General features: G+C 26.7%; 18 protein-coding genes and 2 pseudogenes. 6 read left to right on the top strand and 14 right to left on the bottom strand.

Features of this window, described 5'->3' with window-relative positions; all coding sequences use genetic code 11:
* Nucleotides 1-144: 144 nt before the first annotated feature.
* The 11 genes and pseudogenes from L8W64_RS08285 to L8W64_RS08240 all read right to left on the bottom strand — a co-directional run bounded on the left by L8W64_RS08285 (nucleotide 145) and on the right by L8W64_RS08240 (nucleotide 9,463).
* A complete protein-coding gene (locus L8W64_RS08285; protein WP_263671763.1) occupies nucleotides 145-606 on the bottom strand; it encodes a hypothetical protein in 462 nt (153 codons plus the stop codon).
* On the bottom strand, nucleotides 596-1,606 hold the full coding sequence (locus L8W64_RS08280) for a type IV secretion system protein (protein ID WP_263673461.1): 1,011 nt from the start codon (nucleotides 1,604-1,606) through the stop codon (nucleotides 596-598). Before L8W64_RS08280 ends, L8W64_RS08285 begins: the two co-directional genes overlap by 11 nt.
* A gap of 70 nt (nucleotides 1,607-1,676) precedes the next feature.
* A pseudogene (locus L8W64_RS09015) lies at nucleotides 1,677-2,117 on the bottom strand (hypothetical protein); the annotation flags it as partial.
* 327 nt (nucleotides 2,118-2,444) lie between these two features.
* Complete coding sequence (locus L8W64_RS08275) at nucleotides 2,445-2,987, bottom strand: hypothetical protein (RefSeq protein ID WP_263673460.1); 543 nt, start codon at nucleotides 2,985-2,987, stop codon at nucleotides 2,445-2,447.
* A 251-nt stretch (nucleotides 2,988-3,238) separates the two neighbouring features.
* Entirely contained in the window at nucleotides 3,239-3,823 is a 585-nt protein-coding gene (locus L8W64_RS08270; RefSeq protein WP_044599632.1) for a Rha family transcriptional regulator, read from the bottom strand.
* A gap of 13 nt (nucleotides 3,824-3,836) precedes the next feature.
* Nucleotides 3,837-4,589, bottom strand: coding sequence for a type IV secretion system protein (locus L8W64_RS08265; RefSeq protein ID WP_263673458.1), 753 nt, complete (start codon nucleotides 4,587-4,589; stop codon nucleotides 3,837-3,839).
* Between the two features lie 352 nt (nucleotides 4,590-4,941).
* Nucleotides 4,942-5,244 carry a hypothetical protein gene (locus L8W64_RS08260; RefSeq protein ID WP_240390134.1) on the bottom strand — a complete coding sequence of 101 codons (303 nt, stop codon included), beginning with the start codon at nucleotides 5,242-5,244 and terminating at the stop codon, nucleotides 4,942-4,944.
* Entirely contained in the window at nucleotides 5,241-8,015 is a 2,775-nt protein-coding gene (locus tag L8W64_RS08255; RefSeq protein WP_263673455.1) for a VirB4 family type IV secretion/conjugal transfer ATPase, read from the bottom strand. Before L8W64_RS08255 ends, L8W64_RS08260 begins: the two co-directional genes overlap by 4 nt.
* A 6-nt stretch (nucleotides 8,016-8,021) precedes the next feature.
* The gene (locus tag L8W64_RS08250) at nucleotides 8,022-8,282 is read right to left on the bottom strand and encodes a TrbC/VirB2 family protein (RefSeq protein ID WP_263673454.1); all 261 of its coding nucleotides are present in this window, start codon (nucleotides 8,280-8,282) and stop codon (nucleotides 8,022-8,024) included.
* A 326-nt stretch (nucleotides 8,283-8,608) separates the two neighbouring features.
* Nucleotides 8,609-8,971 carry a hypothetical protein gene (locus L8W64_RS08245; RefSeq protein ID WP_263673453.1) on the bottom strand — a complete coding sequence of 121 codons (363 nt, stop codon included), beginning with the start codon at nucleotides 8,969-8,971 and terminating at the stop codon, nucleotides 8,609-8,611.
* A gap of 21 nt (nucleotides 8,972-8,992) precedes the next feature.
* Nucleotides 8,993-9,463, bottom strand: coding sequence for a Panacea domain-containing protein (locus L8W64_RS08240; RefSeq protein ID WP_263673452.1), 471 nt, complete (start codon nucleotides 9,461-9,463; stop codon nucleotides 8,993-8,995).
* A gap of 90 nt (nucleotides 9,464-9,553) precedes the next feature.
* On the opposite strand from L8W64_RS08240, the gene L8W64_RS08235 reads away from it, so the two are divergent.
* The 4 genes and pseudogenes from L8W64_RS08235 to L8W64_RS08220 all read left to right on the top strand — a co-directional run bounded on the left by L8W64_RS08235 (nucleotide 9,554) and on the right by L8W64_RS08220 (nucleotide 11,727).
* A complete protein-coding gene (locus tag L8W64_RS08235) occupies nucleotides 9,554-9,682 on the top strand; it encodes a hypothetical protein (RefSeq protein ID WP_263673451.1) in 129 nt (42 codons plus the stop codon).
* 422 nt (nucleotides 9,683-10,104) lie between these two features.
* Nucleotides 10,105-10,773: an AAA family ATPase gene (locus tag L8W64_RS08230; protein ID WP_263673450.1), complete on the top strand. Its 669-nt coding sequence runs from the start codon at nucleotides 10,105-10,107 to the stop codon at nucleotides 10,771-10,773.
* A gap of 4 nt (nucleotides 10,774-10,777) precedes the next feature.
* Nucleotides 10,778-11,002 (top strand): hypothetical protein, encoded by a 225-nt coding sequence (locus tag L8W64_RS08225; protein WP_240390130.1) that lies wholly within the window; start codon nucleotides 10,778-10,780, stop codon nucleotides 11,000-11,002.
* A 121-nt stretch (nucleotides 11,003-11,123) separates the two neighbouring features.
* Nucleotides 11,124-11,727 (top strand): annotated as a pseudogene (locus L8W64_RS08220) (recombinase family protein).
* A gap of 360 nt (nucleotides 11,728-12,087) precedes the next feature.
* On the opposite strand, the gene L8W64_RS08215 reads toward L8W64_RS08220, so the two are convergent.
* The 3 genes from L8W64_RS08215 to L8W64_RS08205 are packed head-to-tail and all read right to left on the bottom strand — an operon-like array spanning nucleotide 12,088 to nucleotide 14,674.
* Entirely contained in the window at nucleotides 12,088-12,798 is a 711-nt protein-coding gene (locus L8W64_RS08215; RefSeq protein ID WP_263673448.1) for an N-acetyltransferase, read from the bottom strand.
* A gap of 26 nt (nucleotides 12,799-12,824) precedes the next feature.
* Nucleotides 12,825-14,144, bottom strand: coding sequence for a relaxase/mobilization nuclease domain-containing protein (locus tag L8W64_RS08210; RefSeq protein WP_263673446.1), 1,320 nt, complete (start codon nucleotides 14,142-14,144; stop codon nucleotides 12,825-12,827).
* Entirely contained in the window at nucleotides 14,144-14,674 is a 531-nt protein-coding gene (locus L8W64_RS08205; protein ID WP_257911298.1) for a hypothetical protein, read from the bottom strand. Before L8W64_RS08205 ends, L8W64_RS08210 begins: the two co-directional genes overlap by 1 nt.
* 203 nt (nucleotides 14,675-14,877) lie before the next feature.
* Here L8W64_RS08205 and L8W64_RS08200 point away from each other — a divergent pair, with 203 nt between their 5' ends.
* Both L8W64_RS08200 and L8W64_RS08195 read left to right on the top strand, forming a co-directional pair.
* Nucleotides 14,878-15,150, top strand: a complete 273-nt coding sequence (locus L8W64_RS08200) for a hypothetical protein (protein WP_257933371.1) — start codon at nucleotides 14,878-14,880, stop codon at nucleotides 15,148-15,150.
* A 71-nt stretch (nucleotides 15,151-15,221) separates the two neighbouring features.
* Nucleotides 15,222-15,932, top strand: coding sequence for a hypothetical protein (locus L8W64_RS08195; RefSeq protein ID WP_012662288.1), 711 nt, complete (start codon nucleotides 15,222-15,224; stop codon nucleotides 15,930-15,932).
* Nucleotides 15,933-15,964 lie beyond the last annotated feature (32 nt).

The following is a 15,964-nucleotide window of genomic DNA, read 5'->3' as shown; positions in this document are numbered from 1 at the left end:
GGGAGGTGAGTCGAATGACTAAAATTATCCTAGTAATTATATTAGTTATGCTTTGCTTTGTCAAGGCATACTAAGTTCCCCTGCTTTTTGCAGGGTTTAGGATAATCCCTTTGGCTTTATACTAACTTTCTTTATCTCCTTTCTTTAAAATTTGTTTTCTAAAACTTCAGTTTCAATTATTTGCACATCTTTTTCTTTGAAAAAAAGATTTTGTTTTAAAACTTTTACAAAAACATCTCCTTGCTCCGTATGGTAAGTGATAGAATAATCAAACTCGCCAGCTTCAACCATCTTATCTTCATGATAAGAATTAGAATCATTTACAGCCTTTTTTAAAATCACATAAGACATACTCGGATAATTTAAAATAATTCTCTTTTTCTTTTTAATGTTTTCAAAGCTTTTAATGGAAGTTTCTTTTTCTTCTTTCTTTTCAAACACAGGAACAATTTCCATTTTTAAAAACTTTTCTTGATCTTTAATATCATTTACAGCAACCCAACCACTTTTATCATCAAACAAATAGTTATAATTAGTATTGTTTTTAATAGAACAAGCACTAAAAAAGATTGCACAAAATACAGATAAAATTACCTTATGCTTCATTTCTCATCCTTTGTAATATGCTCTTTCCTAAAGACATAGCATTAGCACCTGCAACAGAAGAACCTGATTTCATAGCAGAATAAGCACCTTCTGCCATTTTAGAGCCTCCTTTTTGAGCATGCCCAAATAAATTTCCAAGAGTTTTTCCAGCAACAGAACTTATAGGATTACTTACCCTTGAAAACACACTTTGCATAGCAGAATCTAAAGCAACGCTTCCTACTTTTTCAGCAAAAACCTTTGCTACAAAAACCATAGCAACTAATAAAACAGAGGAAAAAATCATAGCTACTCCTATTAAAAATGAATCCGTATTTGCACTTGCATATTGATTTTGTGCTGAATCAACAAATTTATATATTTCTCTAGCAAAAACCTTAAAAAATAAGCTCATAAAAAGAACTAATAAGGTATTAGAAATAAGTAATGCAAGCCATTGAGTAAAAACATTTTTAGTGCTTTTATATAAAAGACAATAAAACATTAAAGGTGCAGCAATCACTAATATAGTTTGAGTAAAGGCAGTAGCATTAATCACTACTAAAGCAGGTAGCACAGCTATACCAAAACCTGTATAAATCATAGCTATACTAAATGCAGCAACTATAATGCTAAATCCACTAGCCTTAGCCCATATACTATCAGCTAAATTTCTAACTTCATTAAAAATAAAATCAATTTGCTTATACATACTAAGGCTTCCACCAGCCCACTCATGAAAGCCATCCATAGCATTAATAACTAAAGTAAGCCATCCGCCGATATTTAAAGCAAAAGTGATGATCATAGCCTTAGCAGCTAAATCCCACATTACTTCTTTAGTAGGACTTTGAGAACGACCAAATAAGATTTCATAACCCTTATACATAATAGTAATAACAAGGGTAATAGAAAAAAGCACAGCAAGTTGAGTCATTTTTTCACTCAATGCTGCGTTTCTTACTACTTCTAAAATCGCATGAGTAGCATTACCAAGTCGAAAGAAAAAATCACTTTGCATGGTAAGCCTTAAAAGAAAATATGAGATTATAAAAATTTATAAGATTAAAAATTTGGATATAATTACATGGGGTTAGCCATAGGGCGGCAACCCTATGGCTCAATAAAACCTCAGAAAAGAGGTGATTTGTTTGAACCAAAAATATTTTATACTTATTATTATACTTCTTTGTATAGTAATAGTCAAGGCTTATTAAGCTCTTGCCCTGCTTTTGCAGGGATAAAATATTTTTTATTTTTCTACTTAAAAAATTAAAATAAAATACGAAACTACAAAAATTTATAAGATTAAAAATTTGGATATAATTTTTTGGGGTGTTTGCCACAAGGTTCGCACCCTTGTGGCGAAAATCTAAGCCCCTAAAGGAGCTAAGATGAATACCACTAAATTCATCATAGTTGTAATTATACTCCTTTGTATAATTATAGTCAAGGCTTTTTAGTCTTGCCCCACTTGTTGGGGTATGGTGGATTTTCCTTGTGGCTTTAAATCTAAAAATAGCTACTAATATAACTTTAACATTGTTAATCACTATGGTGTTTTAAGAAGTTTAAGAAGACTAAGGTATAATACCCCGAAGGGTTAGCCGTAGGCTGCAACCCTATGGCTAAATTTAACCCTAGAAAGTAGGTGATTAAATTGAGTTATAACAAACTTATAATTGTAATTATACTCCTTTGTATAGTTACAGTCAAGGCTTATTAGCCTTGCCCCTATTTTTAGGGGTATAAGTTTACCCTACGGCCTTTCTTAAACTTTCTTTATCTCCTTTCTTTAAAATTTATTTTTATTTAAATTAATTTGGTTTTAAAATTAAGTTTTTGTAAAACTTGTGTTCTCATTTTTCAAGCTCCTTATTTTTACTTGCTATATGATTGAATTTGTTTAGTTTTTCTTGAAAATATGCTTTGCTTTTGTTTTCTTGTGATATAATTTTGTTGGTAGCCGATGAAATGTTCTCTTGAACCAGTCGCCCGTCAAGACTTTGGGCTTGAGTGTAGGGGGTGTGGGCGTCCCTACCATCGACTATCACTTCTTTTTTAGCCATTAATTCTAAGTTTTTTAATCTTTTTTCATTAGCATGAAAAATCTTATTGATATTTCCATCTTTACGAATACCTACTTCACCCATTTTTTCTTCATTAAGTTTTTTTCCAGCTATAAAATCTTTTTCATTTTTAGGTCTAGGATTTTTAATGATTAGTTCAGGCTCTTTGGTAACTATTTGAATTAAATTAGAAACTTGCTTTTTATCTACAAACATTTCAGGGTGGCGTTTTTCTAAAGTTCTTAAATCAGCAATCGCTTCTTTATCGCCTAAAAGTTCTGCTAGTTTTTCACAAAGTTCAAATATTTCTAAATCTTTAGCATTGTTAATCACTATGGTGTTTAAAAGAAGTTAGTATAATTGTAAAGGGTGGAATGCCAAAGGGTGCCACCTTTGACATTCAATTTACCGCCCAGAAAGGAGGTGACTTAAATGTCGCAAAAAATCATTATAGCTATTATATTAATAATGCTTTGCTTTGTCAAGGCTTATTGATATACCCTGCATTAGCAGGGCTTTAATGATTTTTCCCTTTGGCTTTATACTAACTTTCTTTATCTCCTTTCTTTAAAATTTATTTTTATTTAAATTAATTTGGTTTTAAAATTAAGTTTTTGTAAAACTTGTGTTTTTCCATTTTTAAATTTTTCTACTATTTCATACTCTATTAGTTCTATAAATTTAGAATTTTGTTTTTGTTCTATTTCCTTTATAGCGTTTGCTATCTTTTCCTTATAAGGTGTATCAGGAAGATCATAATGTTTTAGTTGTTTTATTTTTTCTATTTCTTTGTTTTTAATGATTTGTTCCATTTGATTAAAAGCATTGATAAAAGCAATTTTAAATTGTAAAGCTTTTTTACCTGTAAAACCCATAGCTAAAAGTGTGAATGCATCACGAGTTAGATTATAACAACGATCTTTTCTTGTTTTTCCTTTAACCTTACCAAAACCCCTAATTTCAGTATTTCTATAGGTCTCCTCAAAATTGAGGAGACCTTGAGAAGCCCCTATTTCTCGCAATTCATTTAAAATGAGTTTAATATCTGCTAATACATTATCATGTCTTTTCCCAAACACTTTAGCTATATCTAAACTTGTGCAAAAAATTTGCTCATCTTTGTTTTCAAAGATGACATCTATATTGTTAATATTAATAACACTACTCATTTTTCACTCCTATTTAGTCAAATAAGCCACTAGCTTTTGCTTTTTCTTCAGCTTGTTTTCCAAGCTCTTCCCAACTCAAAGGCTCATTCCCCATTGATTCTGCAAATAGCTGTGCTGCTTGATCTTGTCTTATTCTTCTTTGATTTTCATAATGCATATTAGAAATTTCAAGATTAGTTTTAATGATTTCTAGTTTGGTTTTTTCTACATTAATCGCATTGTTAATGTCATTAGTTTCTTTAATATCTTTTGATTCTATAAGTCTTTGGTGTAGTTTCTCTAAAGACTTTGCTACGGTATTAACTTGGATAGAAGCTTGATTATAATGCTCCACTTGAGCTGCATAAGTAATCATATCCATTCTACATATTCTTTTTCGCTCTTCACTCAAATAACTAGCATTGCAACGATCAAAAAGAGTGAATTTTCTAAATGTTTCTTTGCTTTTATCGCTTAAAAAGCCTTGTGGATCTTGCAATACATCATCATAAAAAGATTGTATGTTTTGTCCAGCTTCAGCAAAATCTAAATAAATTTGTTTTGTGTCTCTCATAAAAGACACTGAATCTCTTGCACCTGTTTTAGACATAAGTTCATTTTGATAAGCTTGAATTTGTTGTTGATAGTGTTTAACCGTATCTTGCCATCTTGTAGCTTGTTTAGTCCATTCTGCAATTTCTTTTGCATTTTGGGTTGCCATTTGTGAATTTGCAGTCGCATCAACTACAGGAATACCAGCACTAAAAGCTAAGTTAGGCAAAATCAATAGGGAAGTAAGAATAAGAATAGATTTTTTAAATTTTTGGATATAATTTTTTGGGGTGTTTGCCACAAGGTTCGCACCCTTGTGGCTTAATTTGCACTCCGAAAGGAGGCGATTAAATTGAGTCATATAAATCTCATAGTTATTATTATACTTCTTTGTATGATAATAGTCAAGGCTTATTAGCCTTGCCCCATTTTTATGGGGATGAGATTTCCTTGTGGCTTTAAATCTAAAAATAGCTACTAATATAACTTTAATATCATCAAACATCACTTCTTTACTCCTTATCTAATTAAAACTACTTTTAATTTTTTGTGTTATAATTTTTTTAACGATACTCATTTAAGACTCCTTACATGTATTTATCGTTAGAAAAAAATTGTGTAACTGTGTTGAAATACCCGATTGCTTTTTTAAGTAGTCGGGTTTTTTTTTGCCTTATTTTGGCGGTAGGGGTGTGGAAGGGAATTTCAACACATAAAGGAAAAACAATGGAACTTTTAATAAGCACCATTGTGTCAGTTGCTTGCACTATGGCAATTTTCTTTAAAGAAGAGATAAAACTCTTTTTTAAACGAACATAGTCCAACAACACACAATTTTTTTCATGGGGAGAACGAAAGTTCTCTCTGCTTTTACTTAAACTTAATCTCATTGTTCTTCCTTATAAAATGTTTTAAGTTCATTGATTTTTTCTTCCAAAGTTTTGTTTTCTTGATTAAAGATATTTTCTATTTTTTCTATATAGCTTGTGCCTGTAGATAAAATTTTTAGGTTTTCTTTGCCTAAAGATGAAAGATCCAAAGAACAAACAACTGCTTCATCTTGTCTTTTAACAAGGAATTGTCGTTTATGTGGGGCAAAGTTTTTAACTATTAAAAATTCATCTTTGCTAAGACCTAGTCTTAAATACTCATCTTCTTTTGCTAAAGGGTTTGGTAAAAATATTTTTGTAGCAGATTGTTCAACTAAAGTATTTGCTATCTTTAGTTTTAAAAAGTCCTCTATACTTTGTGTAGCAAGTCTTAAAAAGCCATTTTGTTTTCTTATGGTTTTAAACTTGTTTTTTACTTCTTCTGCCACAATATCATTTTCTAACCACTTCCAAGCTTCATCAATATCTATACAAAGTCTTCTTCCATCTGCTAAATTCATAACACGCCAAAGAATAAAATAAGAGATTAATGCTGAAACATCTTTTTCATCTAAAAATTCAGTTCCATCAATACCAAATAAATTAATATCATCAGGAAAATCTAGGTTGTCATATTCATTATCAAACACCCAGCCAAATTGTTTTCCTTTTTGGAATAAAGACAATCTACTTTTTAAAGAGTTATTGTCATTAAAATCATCTGTAATATTTTCAAGAAGTAGAGAAATAGGATATTTTCTTTCAGAAATTTCAAATTGAAACATTAGAGTATTTACAGCTTCATTGATTTGTTTTTCTTCTTTTGTATTAAGAATTTCGCCATTGCGTGTTACACATAGTTTTATTAGTTGTTTTAAAAATCTTAAATTTTCTTCATTAGTTTCAACCATAAAAGGATTAAACCCAGTAGGCTTACCATTTTTAATAGAAATATATCTACCGCCAGCACAAAGAATATTGCCTAAAGCTCCTTTATCTTTATCTAAAAATACAGCTGTAAATTTCTTTTTATCTTCAGGTATGTTTGCAGGGAAACTATCTTTATTAGCATACTTTATCATTTGATTAATGATAAAATTCATAAACACGGTTTTACCACCACCACTTTGACCTAAAATCAAAGTATTAGCTAAATTCAAATCACCAAATTCATCTTTGTTTTTCCCATCGCTTTTATGGAAATTTAAAAAATATGGTTGTTTGTTTGGTGTTTTTAAAATAGTTACAGCATCGCCCCAGCAATTTTTTTCTTTTTTACCCATTAAGAAATTATGTAATGCAACCAAAGATGAAAAATTTAAAGATGAGACCATATGAACTCTTGGGCGTATTGCAAAATTACTTGGAAATTGTGAAAAATAAGAAGCAGGTAGTGCAATATTTGCTAATGTTGAAGTAAAGCCTAAACTATTTAATGAAGTTATTACTTTATTAGTATTTTTCTTGCATTCATCAATGCTATCACCAAAAACACAAATACTAAAATGATAATTTCCAAAACTTATAACATTACTAATTAAATCATCTAATGCTAAATTTAATTGCTCTATCTGACTTACACCATCATCTTCACTTGAAATTAGTTGATTAATTTGTTTGTTTAATGCTGATTTTGAATCATATTTTGATAAAGGGACAAAAGTTTGAGTAATAGTATAATCTACATCAAGATACATTAAAGAATCTAAAATACCTGAAAAAGTTTCATTAGAATAATCTTTAATTTCAATAATTCTAGCAAATCTTTTTGTATCATCATTGTAGTTTAGCTGAATCATATCGTGATTAAATTGAATATTTTTTAAAGTTCCTGTTAGATATTGATATATCGGAGTATCACAAACTACAACAGGATTAAATTTTCCACCTATTAAATAATTATAAAATTCTAATTGCTCGGAATATTTAATATTATTCTTTTTATATACACTTAATATTTTTGGTTTAAAATCTTTAATGTTAGCTTCAAGTTTTCCTAAGTATTCTTGGAATTTAAGAACAAAATTTGAAATTTCTTTTGCTTTTGATTTGTAATTTAATTTATTGAAAGTCTTTAGATCAATATTAGATTTTAAAGGCTTATAGACCAAAGTTAAATAAAGCGAATTTTGCTGAAAACTTTTTTTATCAAAACTCTTATGGTATTTCTCATCAATTTCCTTTAAAAAAGAATTTTCAAAATGAGAATCTAAAAATTCATGTAATTTAAATCTTACATTATGAAAATAAAAAGCAATAGGTTCATTAGAAAATGACATTATCATCATATTTAAAAGATTTTTTTTAAAAATTAAATTCTCATCTGACTCACACTCAAATTCTATACCCTCAATAAAAAATGTGCTAATTAGCATATGTTCTTTTGTAATAACAATACTATCTGTAAGTAAAGAGCTATAAGGAATTAATTTCTCTAAACTTGGTTCAGCATGAAGTGGAAATATAGATAATTTTGGAAAATCATTATTAGTTGGCAATCGTTTATAGCTTACGCTATTAAAAGTTTTAGCTTTATGGTATTTTCTACTCAAAAAATTACTAATAAATTTAGTTTTTAAAAAAAACAATCTAAACATTTGCTCATCTTTCTTAGTCATTGCTTTCATAATAAAATAAGAAATAACTCCAAAAATTAAAAGAAAAAATTGTTGTGTATAAACAGCTATTAAGATAAATCCTAAAAGGTTCATTATGAAAGGCACTAAAGGCACTCCAAAAAGGAGTGCAGGGCGTGTTAATCCTTTAAAGAGCGGATCAAAATAGTTATTCATAAACTTTTAACCCACCAAAAGAGCAGCCAAAGAAGAAGCAGAACCTATAACAACACCACCAATTACCACTGGTAAAACTTCAGTCCATTGCTGTTTTAATATTGCCATTCTATAACCTGCAATACCAAAAGCTATTGTAATAGCAATAATAGAAACACCAAACAAAGCTACTTCTATATCTTGTGCCAAAGTATTGACTTTATCAATACCGCCTGCAGCAAAAGCTAAATTTACAGCTAATGCTATTAATAGTATTTTTTTAAACATTTAAAGGAGTCCTTTCATTAAAAAATAACGAACGATAAATTTAGCTCTTATATTAAATATAAAGGTATTATTTAATTTTAATTTTTTATTAAAATTAAATGTGTAATAAACATTTTTTTGATTTTGGATTAAAAAGGAGTAAATTTGGCAACTAAAAAATCAGATTTGTATAAAAAAATTATAAAGGTAAGAAGTAAAATTAAACAAAACTTAAAACCTAAATCACGATTATATTTGAATCTAAAATTTCAGAGAAGAATATATGAGTAAAAAATATCCTTATTTTCTTTCAAACAAAATTTATTAATATTTATTTAATCATATTTTTATGAATTTGGAAACAACCAACGCATAGCAATATATCCTAGTCCAATAATATTAACGCTTGTTGTTCCAAGAAAAATATTAATAACATAATTATCATATATCAAAAATTCGAATCCTATAAGTATAACTATTAAAGTAATAATTGAGATGTAACCAATTATAATCCAATATGTATATTTAAAATAATCAATAGAAAGATTGTGCTTATCTTTTATCATATTTAAATATTGCTCAGCTTGTTTTTTATTTAAATCACTATCTAAATTTTCTTCATCTTTTGTATTTTTATCAGTGTTATCATTTTGCTCTTTTTGATTATTTATAATTTTAGCAATTGTTTTATCAGTGTTATCTGTTATCATTTTGCTCTTTTTGATTATTACTCATTCTAAATCTTTGCTATAAAAATACATAATTGCATTATCATCTATTAAATTAGATTTTCCTTTTTTATAAACACTGCTCCAAGGATGTCCTTTTTGGTGAGTCATTTTTGATAATTCCCAGCCATCTTTATCGCCAAGTTTTTTATATATACTGTCGATTATTTTCATTGTTTCTTCATCATCTTTCATGTCATTATGATATTGATCTAAATCGATATATTTTTCAATCCCATTTTTTCCAGAACCTTGAAGCTCTAAATATAACTCAAGATTTACCGGTCCAAAAGGCCATGCTTGAAATCCATCTTTTACTAATGGACGCTTAAAAATAACTAATGTAACTGCATGTGCAAAATATATTAATTTTTGTAATTGCATATGAGTTAGTGTTTTATTATCTTTTTGCGCCAAACGAATAAATTCGTTTGCAATTGCTTTTGATGAATATAATTTATAATCTTTTTCCATAATAAAACTACCAAAATATTATTTTTATATCAAAATAATATAACATTATGGTAAAATATCAAAAATAAATTTTAGAAAAAGGAGTAAAAAATGGGATTAAAGCCTGGTCCAAAACGCACCGCAAAATCTACTGGAGAACTCGATCAAAGACAAAGAGATAATAAAAATACTCCAGGAAATACACCTAAGTTAAAACCATCTAAAAATTCTAAAAAATAAGAATAGAATATCCTTATTTTAATGATAAAATTTTATGTTATGTACCCTTAGAGCTATTTCCAAGCGCTATATATTTTTCTATATGAGTATAACTATAAACAATCTTCATAGATTTAGCTATCAATTTGAAAATAGCTTCTTCTATTGAAGAATCTTAAAAGAATATATATAAACATTATGATCTAGATAAAATACCATGTTTAATCTTTTATTAAAGTTAGCTTTTCTTGTTCTTTTTTTATCTTTTGATATAGTTTTTTAACCAACCATAAGATAGCTGGAGCTATTTCTACTTGTATTTTTTTATTATATAAAACATATCAAATAAATATCTTTTACATTTTTTATATATATTTTTATACTATGTATTTAATATTTTTATGATATAATTATGATATATAATAAATATCATAAGGATAAGTATGATTATATCCATCTGTAATGAAAAAGGCGGAAGTGGCAAAAGCACATTAGCTGTAAATTTAGCAATTAAGGCAGCTGAGAGTAAAAAGGTTTTATTGTGTGATAGCGATCCACAAAAATCTGTTATGACTTTTGTCAATATTAGAATGGAAGAAGGTATTAATAGAACATTCTCTGTTGTATCTAAAGTTGGCGAATCTTTAAAAGATTTTATACAAAAAGAAAAAAATAAAAATGAGTATGATTTAATTATTATCGATACTGGTGGTAGAGACTCAAAAGAAATGAGAATAGCATTAGGTTTTTCAGATGTTGTAATCATTCCTACAATCCCAAGTCAATTTGATGTTAGTGTTTTAGATAAAATGTTTACAATTATTAAAATGGCAAAGGAATTAAATAAAGATCTACAAACATTTGTTTTAATCAATAAAAGCTCTCCAAATCCTTTTTTAAATAAAAAGATTGAAGATTTAAGAGCCTATATCAAAGAGCAAGAAGATGACAATATTAAACTTTTAGATAATATTATCTGTGAAAGAGAAAAATATAAAACTTGCATTCAAATGGGTTTAGGAATTAGTGAAACAGAAATTAATTCCAACAATAAAGCTTTAGAAGAATTTAATACTTTCTATAATGAATTAATAAATAAAATCAAAGGATAATAAAATGGCATTTAAAAAAAATACAAATGTGAATTTAGATAGTTTTATCGAAGGAGCTACGGGAGAAACTTCAGCACAAAAAACCCCTACGCAATCTGGAAGAATCAAAAGAGATAAAAAGCTTCTTGTAGGCTTTACAAGTGAAGAATATGAAAGATTATCAAGTATGGCAGAACAAATGGGCATGGATAAAGGTGCTTTTATAAGATTTAAGGTGTTAAATAACTAAAAGATATTTTAAAAATATAATTTTGATATGTATATAATATATAAAAAATATTATATACATATTATAATGATACATACTATTAAAAAATAATACTTCAAACAATTTTAGATATAATTACATAATGGTAATAGCATATATAAGAATTAGCACAGCAAAACAAGACTCAGAAGTCCAAAAACTCCAAATATATGAATATTGTATAAAAAACAAAATTAATATTGATGAAGTTATGGAAGTTGAAATGAGTTCAAGAAAAAGTTTAGAAAAAAGGCGTATGAATGAATTAAAAGATAAACTCAATGAAGGTGATTTATTAATTTGCACAGAACTTTCAAGATTAGGAAGAAGTATGCTTGAAGTTATTACATTAATATTAGAACTTTCTGAAAAGGGTGTGCAATTTGTTTTTTTTACGACAACCTGAATTAAGTTCATTTAACAATCCTTCTCAAAAATTACTCCTTTCTTTCTACGCTTATGTTTCAGAAACAGAGAGAGACTTTATCTCACAAAGAACAAAAGCAGGACTTGCTAATGCACGCAAAAATGGAAAAAATATAGGTCGTCCTACAAATAGTTTTAATAGTATGTATGATAAAGATGAAGATCTAATAAAAGAGCTTATATCTAAAAAAATAACCTTACGCAATATTTGGAAATTTTTAGGCGAAAAAGGAACTTACAATAACTTTCATTATTTTTGTAAAAGAAGAAAATTAACATAATATATCATACTAATTTATAAATAATATTATATGGATATGTAAAAAATATCTATATAATATTTAAGTTATATGTAATTAATATATATTTAATCAAATAATGTTATACTTCTAAAATTCAATTTTAATATTCTTTGTATAAAATGTTATTTCCCAAAAACAAAACATTTTCTTAAATAGCTATAAACAATTTTGATGCTGTTATTATGACACATTCGTAATTTAAATTGATACCTGCCCCTTAAAAGATTATAAAAGCTCTTTTGTGCCAAATCTGCAAAGATTTTAGAAGATTTAAATAAAAACAATAATATTCAGAAAGAATATGATATTAAAAATTAATTAGTAAAAGGCGATTATCTTTCACTTTAATAAATAAACAATCCAAACAGCCAGTGCTATTGAAACAAAAGACATAAGCTTAATTATTGCACGAAGGATATTATTCTTACCTTTTTCTTTATTGAAATCATCTTTGCAATATTGTAATAACTTATCATCACCTTCTTTTAGATATTGTAATTTTGCTAATTGATTACACATATCAAAAATACGAACTTCTTGAATATAATCAAAATCTTTTCTTATTTTTAAATCACTGATGCTATCTATACTAAAACTTGTATTATTTTCATTAAATATGAAACCTAAATTTTTATACAATTTATCCCTTCTTATGCGATTCTTGCAACTCTCTTCATTTTCATCATTTTCTTTACTCAATATATCATGAAAATTTGCCTCTGGAACATAACTTAAAGCGATTTCTAATATTTTATTTATTACAAATGTCCCTATACCTAGAGATTTATAATTATGATCAATCTCTACGCAAGAACTAAAACTCCAATGACTCATATATTTCAACTTCCAATAATTTCTTTTTTTATTATCATTTTTAAAAACACCTAATTCATTTTTCAAATATTGATAGTCTATAATTGCACATATTTCAACATAATAAAATTTTTGATTTTCTTCAAATGCTTTTATTTCAAAATCTAATTTAAAACAAACTTCTTTTTCATTTTTTTTGCAAATATAAAATTTGCTAGTATAAACTTCTTGTTTCATTATGTTTTATTCCTTTCTCTTATAAATTATCCATCTCTTTCAATCTCATTATTCCTAGAATTTGTCCATCGCAAGCTACTATCGGTTCGTTCTCGCTTTCCTTGCTGTAGCTGATTGAGTGCATTGATGTGCATAGGCATTTGAGCTCCTTTTCGCTCATGAACCACAGACTGTTCGGACAATATTCGCATAGAGTCTCTTTCTTTGGCAGATTCTCTTGGGATATTTGATTTATTACTGGACTCTTGTAAGATTCTCTGTCTATATTGTTCTGTATAATCTCTCTCATTGTTTTCCTTTATAGTATATTTTGGATTATTTTTTTCATCTGATTGCAATGGTTTTAGCTCTTTTTCTCTACCTAAAACAGAAGCGTCCCAAACAGATTTTTTTGCCATTTTGGTTACTTCAAAAGTCTTTCCATTTGCTTTAATTTTTTTCTTAATTTGATATGTTTCTTGTCCTATAATTTTAAACTTTGCATATTCCCCTTTTAAAATTTTATTTTCTTTGATAACTCTTTCAAGATCATTACTCCATATTACAGCTATACCTTTTTTTGTTCTATATTTCACATAAAAACTATCTTTAGCTTTCTCATCAAGACTAAATTTATATTTTGCTTTTCCATAATCTAAAACTTGATAATAATGCATTTTAGTTTGTTCTTTATTTTTTTCAAGTTTATAGGATACTTCTTCATTGTTTTTTGAACGAATAGTTGCTTTTGCTTCCACACCTAAATTGTTTAATGCTTTAGCAAAAGATAATCTCAAATTCATTAAATCTGATTTTTTTGGATTAATTCTTTTTCCATTTTTATCTGCAACTTTTAAACAAACATGACAATGTGGATTGTCAGTATCATCATGAAAAGCAACTGCAAAAAAATTATCTGGATACATTTTTTTTAATGTCATTAAAACAGCTTTTTTCATTTTTTCTGGGGGTGCATTTTTATAATCTTGCATAGAAAAAACCATATTAATAGTATGTCTTTTTTCTTTTTTTTCTTGTCCAAATCTAGGAATAGGAGCGCCCTCATTTTCATAAATTTTTTTTAAAATTTTTAACTCATCTTTTCCTTTTAATATATCAAAATCACTTGTAATTATTTCTACTGTTCCTTCTCTTGAAATATAATCTAAATGTTTGCAAACTGCTTGCAAATTTTTCGAGCCTGATGTAATTTTTACAACGACTTCAGTATTTTTTCTAAAAACTTTATTTGTTTTATTTGATATATTTTTTTTAACAAAATTATATGTAGATTTAGATCCAACTTCTATTTTAGTATAAACTCTTTTTGCTATGATCTCATCATCAAAAATTTTAAATCTTGACATTAAATTCTTTCATTATTTTTAAGAATAATTTTTTCTAATTCTTTGGATAATTTTTCAATATTTATTGAAATATCCTCAAAAGATTTTTCTAAATTTTTTTCATTTATTCTCACACTTTTTCCGCTTCTTAAAATTTTTAAAAGCTGATATATATTCCTTCCGATTGTGTTTATTTCTGTTCTTGCTAATATAAATTCATCGATATAATTTTTATCAAAAAATTTATCTTTATAAATATGATTTAAAGTTAAAATTCTTATTTGTTTTGTTGCAGTTCCATTTCCATTTTTCTTTGCAAAATCTGAAAATATTTTATATTCATCTTCGGTAAGTTTAAATCTAATTTCTTTTTTTGGTTCATTATTTTGATAATTTATTTTATCTATGGTGTTTATATTTTCTTTTTCATTATCATAAATATTTTTTAAAATTGTATTTATTATTTTACTGAAAGAAACTTTCATTTCTTTTTTTAGTCTAACAAGATAAGAATAACTTTTTTCATCAAAGTAAATATTAGTTTTTTTCATAAAAATTACAACACCTTTTATTGAGCCTCGCAGAGAATATTTTGCTATTTACTAAAAAATGGTGTCATTTTTTGGAGTAAATAGCTATCCTGCTATTGATACATTTTTTACACCTGTATTTTAGTCAATTTATCTTTACATAAAAATTAATATTTTCAACATTTATGATATAATTAATATATAAAATATTCACAAGGAGTAAGATGAAAAAAGATAGCAAAGAAATAGAATTACTCAAACAAGAGTATAAAGAAAAAATCCAAAAAGCAAAACAAAAAGAGAAAGAAAGAAAAGAGAAACTTTGTAAAAAACTAGGCTCTGAAATTATCTCTTTATTAGATAAAGATGATTTTAGAAATTTATTTTTTGATTATATTCAAAAAAATAATTTAGAAAAGATAAAATCATTATGTAGTGAAGTTGATGATTTTTTTAATATCAACTATACCAACAATAAGGAGGATAAAAGCAACTAAAAAAAATATAAACAATTTTTACAATAATCCAAAAAAACAAAACCAAAAAACAAAATTATTAAGGATGAAAAATGGAAAACATAGATATACAAGAAAATGAAAACAAAAACATAACATTTGAAAATATAAAAGTAAAAGTTATTGATAATTCATCATTATGTGAAGAATATCAAGAGTGTGTTTTTAATGGAACTTATGACAATACATCAAATCCTAAAGAGATTGAATCTCTTTTTAATACTTTAAAAACTTTTGATTCTTGTGAAAAGCTAAAACGAATGGAAAAATTATCTTTTTCAAAACAAGAAATTGCATTTGAAATTATCACTGATGATTTAAAAATACCGCTAAAGGTAAGATTGGGTGATGGACATTTTGAGAAAGGTTTAGATGAGTTAATTAAACTAGGTAGTCAAAATATTGATGCTAGTATTAACAAAAGAATCAATCCAAAAATAAAAGAAAATTTTGACAAAATATTATCTCCGCTTAAAGCTGAAAATTTTCAAAATATTCTAAATGGAACTTTTGAAGCAATTAAAGAAGTTGGAGTTTTATCAAATGCGAATGAATTTTCTAATTTTGTTTCAGAATTTTTAAAAGCTTACAAGGAAACTCAACAAACATCTGAAAGTAATAAAACCATAGATAATTCAAAAGATAAGAAAAAAGATAAAAACTATTTTTTTAAAAAAGTTGATGAGTTTTTTCAAAAAAAGCTTAATTCTCGTGAAAGGGAACATGTTCGGACTAACGAAAAATCTTTTTCTAAATCACTATAAAATTTAAAAGGATTATCGATGTATTATAATAG

Source organism: Campylobacter sp. IFREMER_LSEM_CL1097, assembly GCF_025772225.1.
GTDB classification, from domain to species: domain Bacteria; phylum Campylobacterota; class Campylobacteria; order Campylobacterales; family Campylobacteraceae; genus Campylobacter_D; species Campylobacter_D lari_D.
This window is presented reverse-complemented; position numbering and strand designations above follow the sequence as displayed.

What these genes read in the sequence shown, in the direction of transcription:
- L8W64_RS08215 (WP_263673448.1), bottom strand. Translation starts at nt 12,798, where the DNA reads ATGAAACAAGAAGTTTATACTAGCAAATTTTATATTTGCAAAAAAAAT.
- L8W64_RS08210 (WP_263673446.1), bottom strand. Translation starts at nt 14,144, where the DNA reads ATGTCAAGATTTAAAATTTTTGATGATGAGATCATAGCAAAAAGAGTT.
- L8W64_RS08280 (WP_263673461.1), bottom strand. Translation starts at nt 1,606, where the DNA reads ATGCAAAGTGATTTTTTCTTTCGACTTGGTAATGCTACTCATGCGATT.
- L8W64_RS08285 (WP_263671763.1), bottom strand. Translation starts at nt 606, where the DNA reads ATGAAGCATAAGGTAATTTTATCTGTATTTTGTGCAATCTTTTTTAGT.
- L8W64_RS08230 (WP_263673450.1), top strand. Translation starts at nt 10,105, where the DNA reads ATGATTATATCCATCTGTAATGAAAAAGGCGGAAGTGGCAAAAGCACA.
- L8W64_RS08225 (WP_240390130.1), top strand. Translation starts at nt 10,778, where the DNA reads ATGGCATTTAAAAAAAATACAAATGTGAATTTAGATAGTTTTATCGAA.
- L8W64_RS08255 (WP_263673455.1), bottom strand. Translation starts at nt 8,015, where the DNA reads ATGAATAACTATTTTGATCCGCTCTTTAAAGGATTAACACGCCCTGCA.
- L8W64_RS08235 (WP_263673451.1), top strand. Translation starts at nt 9,554, where the DNA reads ATGGGATTAAAGCCTGGTCCAAAACGCACCGCAAAATCTACTGGAGAA.
- L8W64_RS08260 (WP_240390134.1), bottom strand. Translation starts at nt 5,244, where the DNA reads ATGAGATTAAGTTTAAGTAAAAGCAGAGAGAACTTTCGTTCTCCCCAT.
- L8W64_RS08240 (WP_263673452.1), bottom strand. Translation starts at nt 9,463, where the DNA reads ATGGAAAAAGATTATAAATTATATTCATCAAAAGCAATTGCAAACGAA.
- L8W64_RS08200 (WP_257933371.1), top strand. Translation starts at nt 14,878, where the DNA reads ATGAAAAAAGATAGCAAAGAAATAGAATTACTCAAACAAGAGTATAAA.
- L8W64_RS08195 (WP_012662288.1), top strand. Translation starts at nt 15,222, where the DNA reads ATGGAAAACATAGATATACAAGAAAATGAAAACAAAAACATAACATTT.
- L8W64_RS08205 (WP_257911298.1), bottom strand. Translation starts at nt 14,674, where the DNA reads ATGAAAAAAACTAATATTTACTTTGATGAAAAAAGTTATTCTTATCTT.
- L8W64_RS08270 (WP_044599632.1), bottom strand. Translation starts at nt 3,823, where the DNA reads ATGAGTAGTGTTATTAATATTAACAATATAGATGTCATCTTTGAAAAC.
- L8W64_RS08250 (WP_263673454.1), bottom strand. Translation starts at nt 8,282, where the DNA reads ATGTTTAAAAAAATACTATTAATAGCATTAGCTGTAAATTTAGCTTTT.
- L8W64_RS08245 (WP_263673453.1), bottom strand. Translation starts at nt 8,971, where the DNA reads ATGATAACAGATAACACTGATAAAACAATTGCTAAAATTATAAATAAT.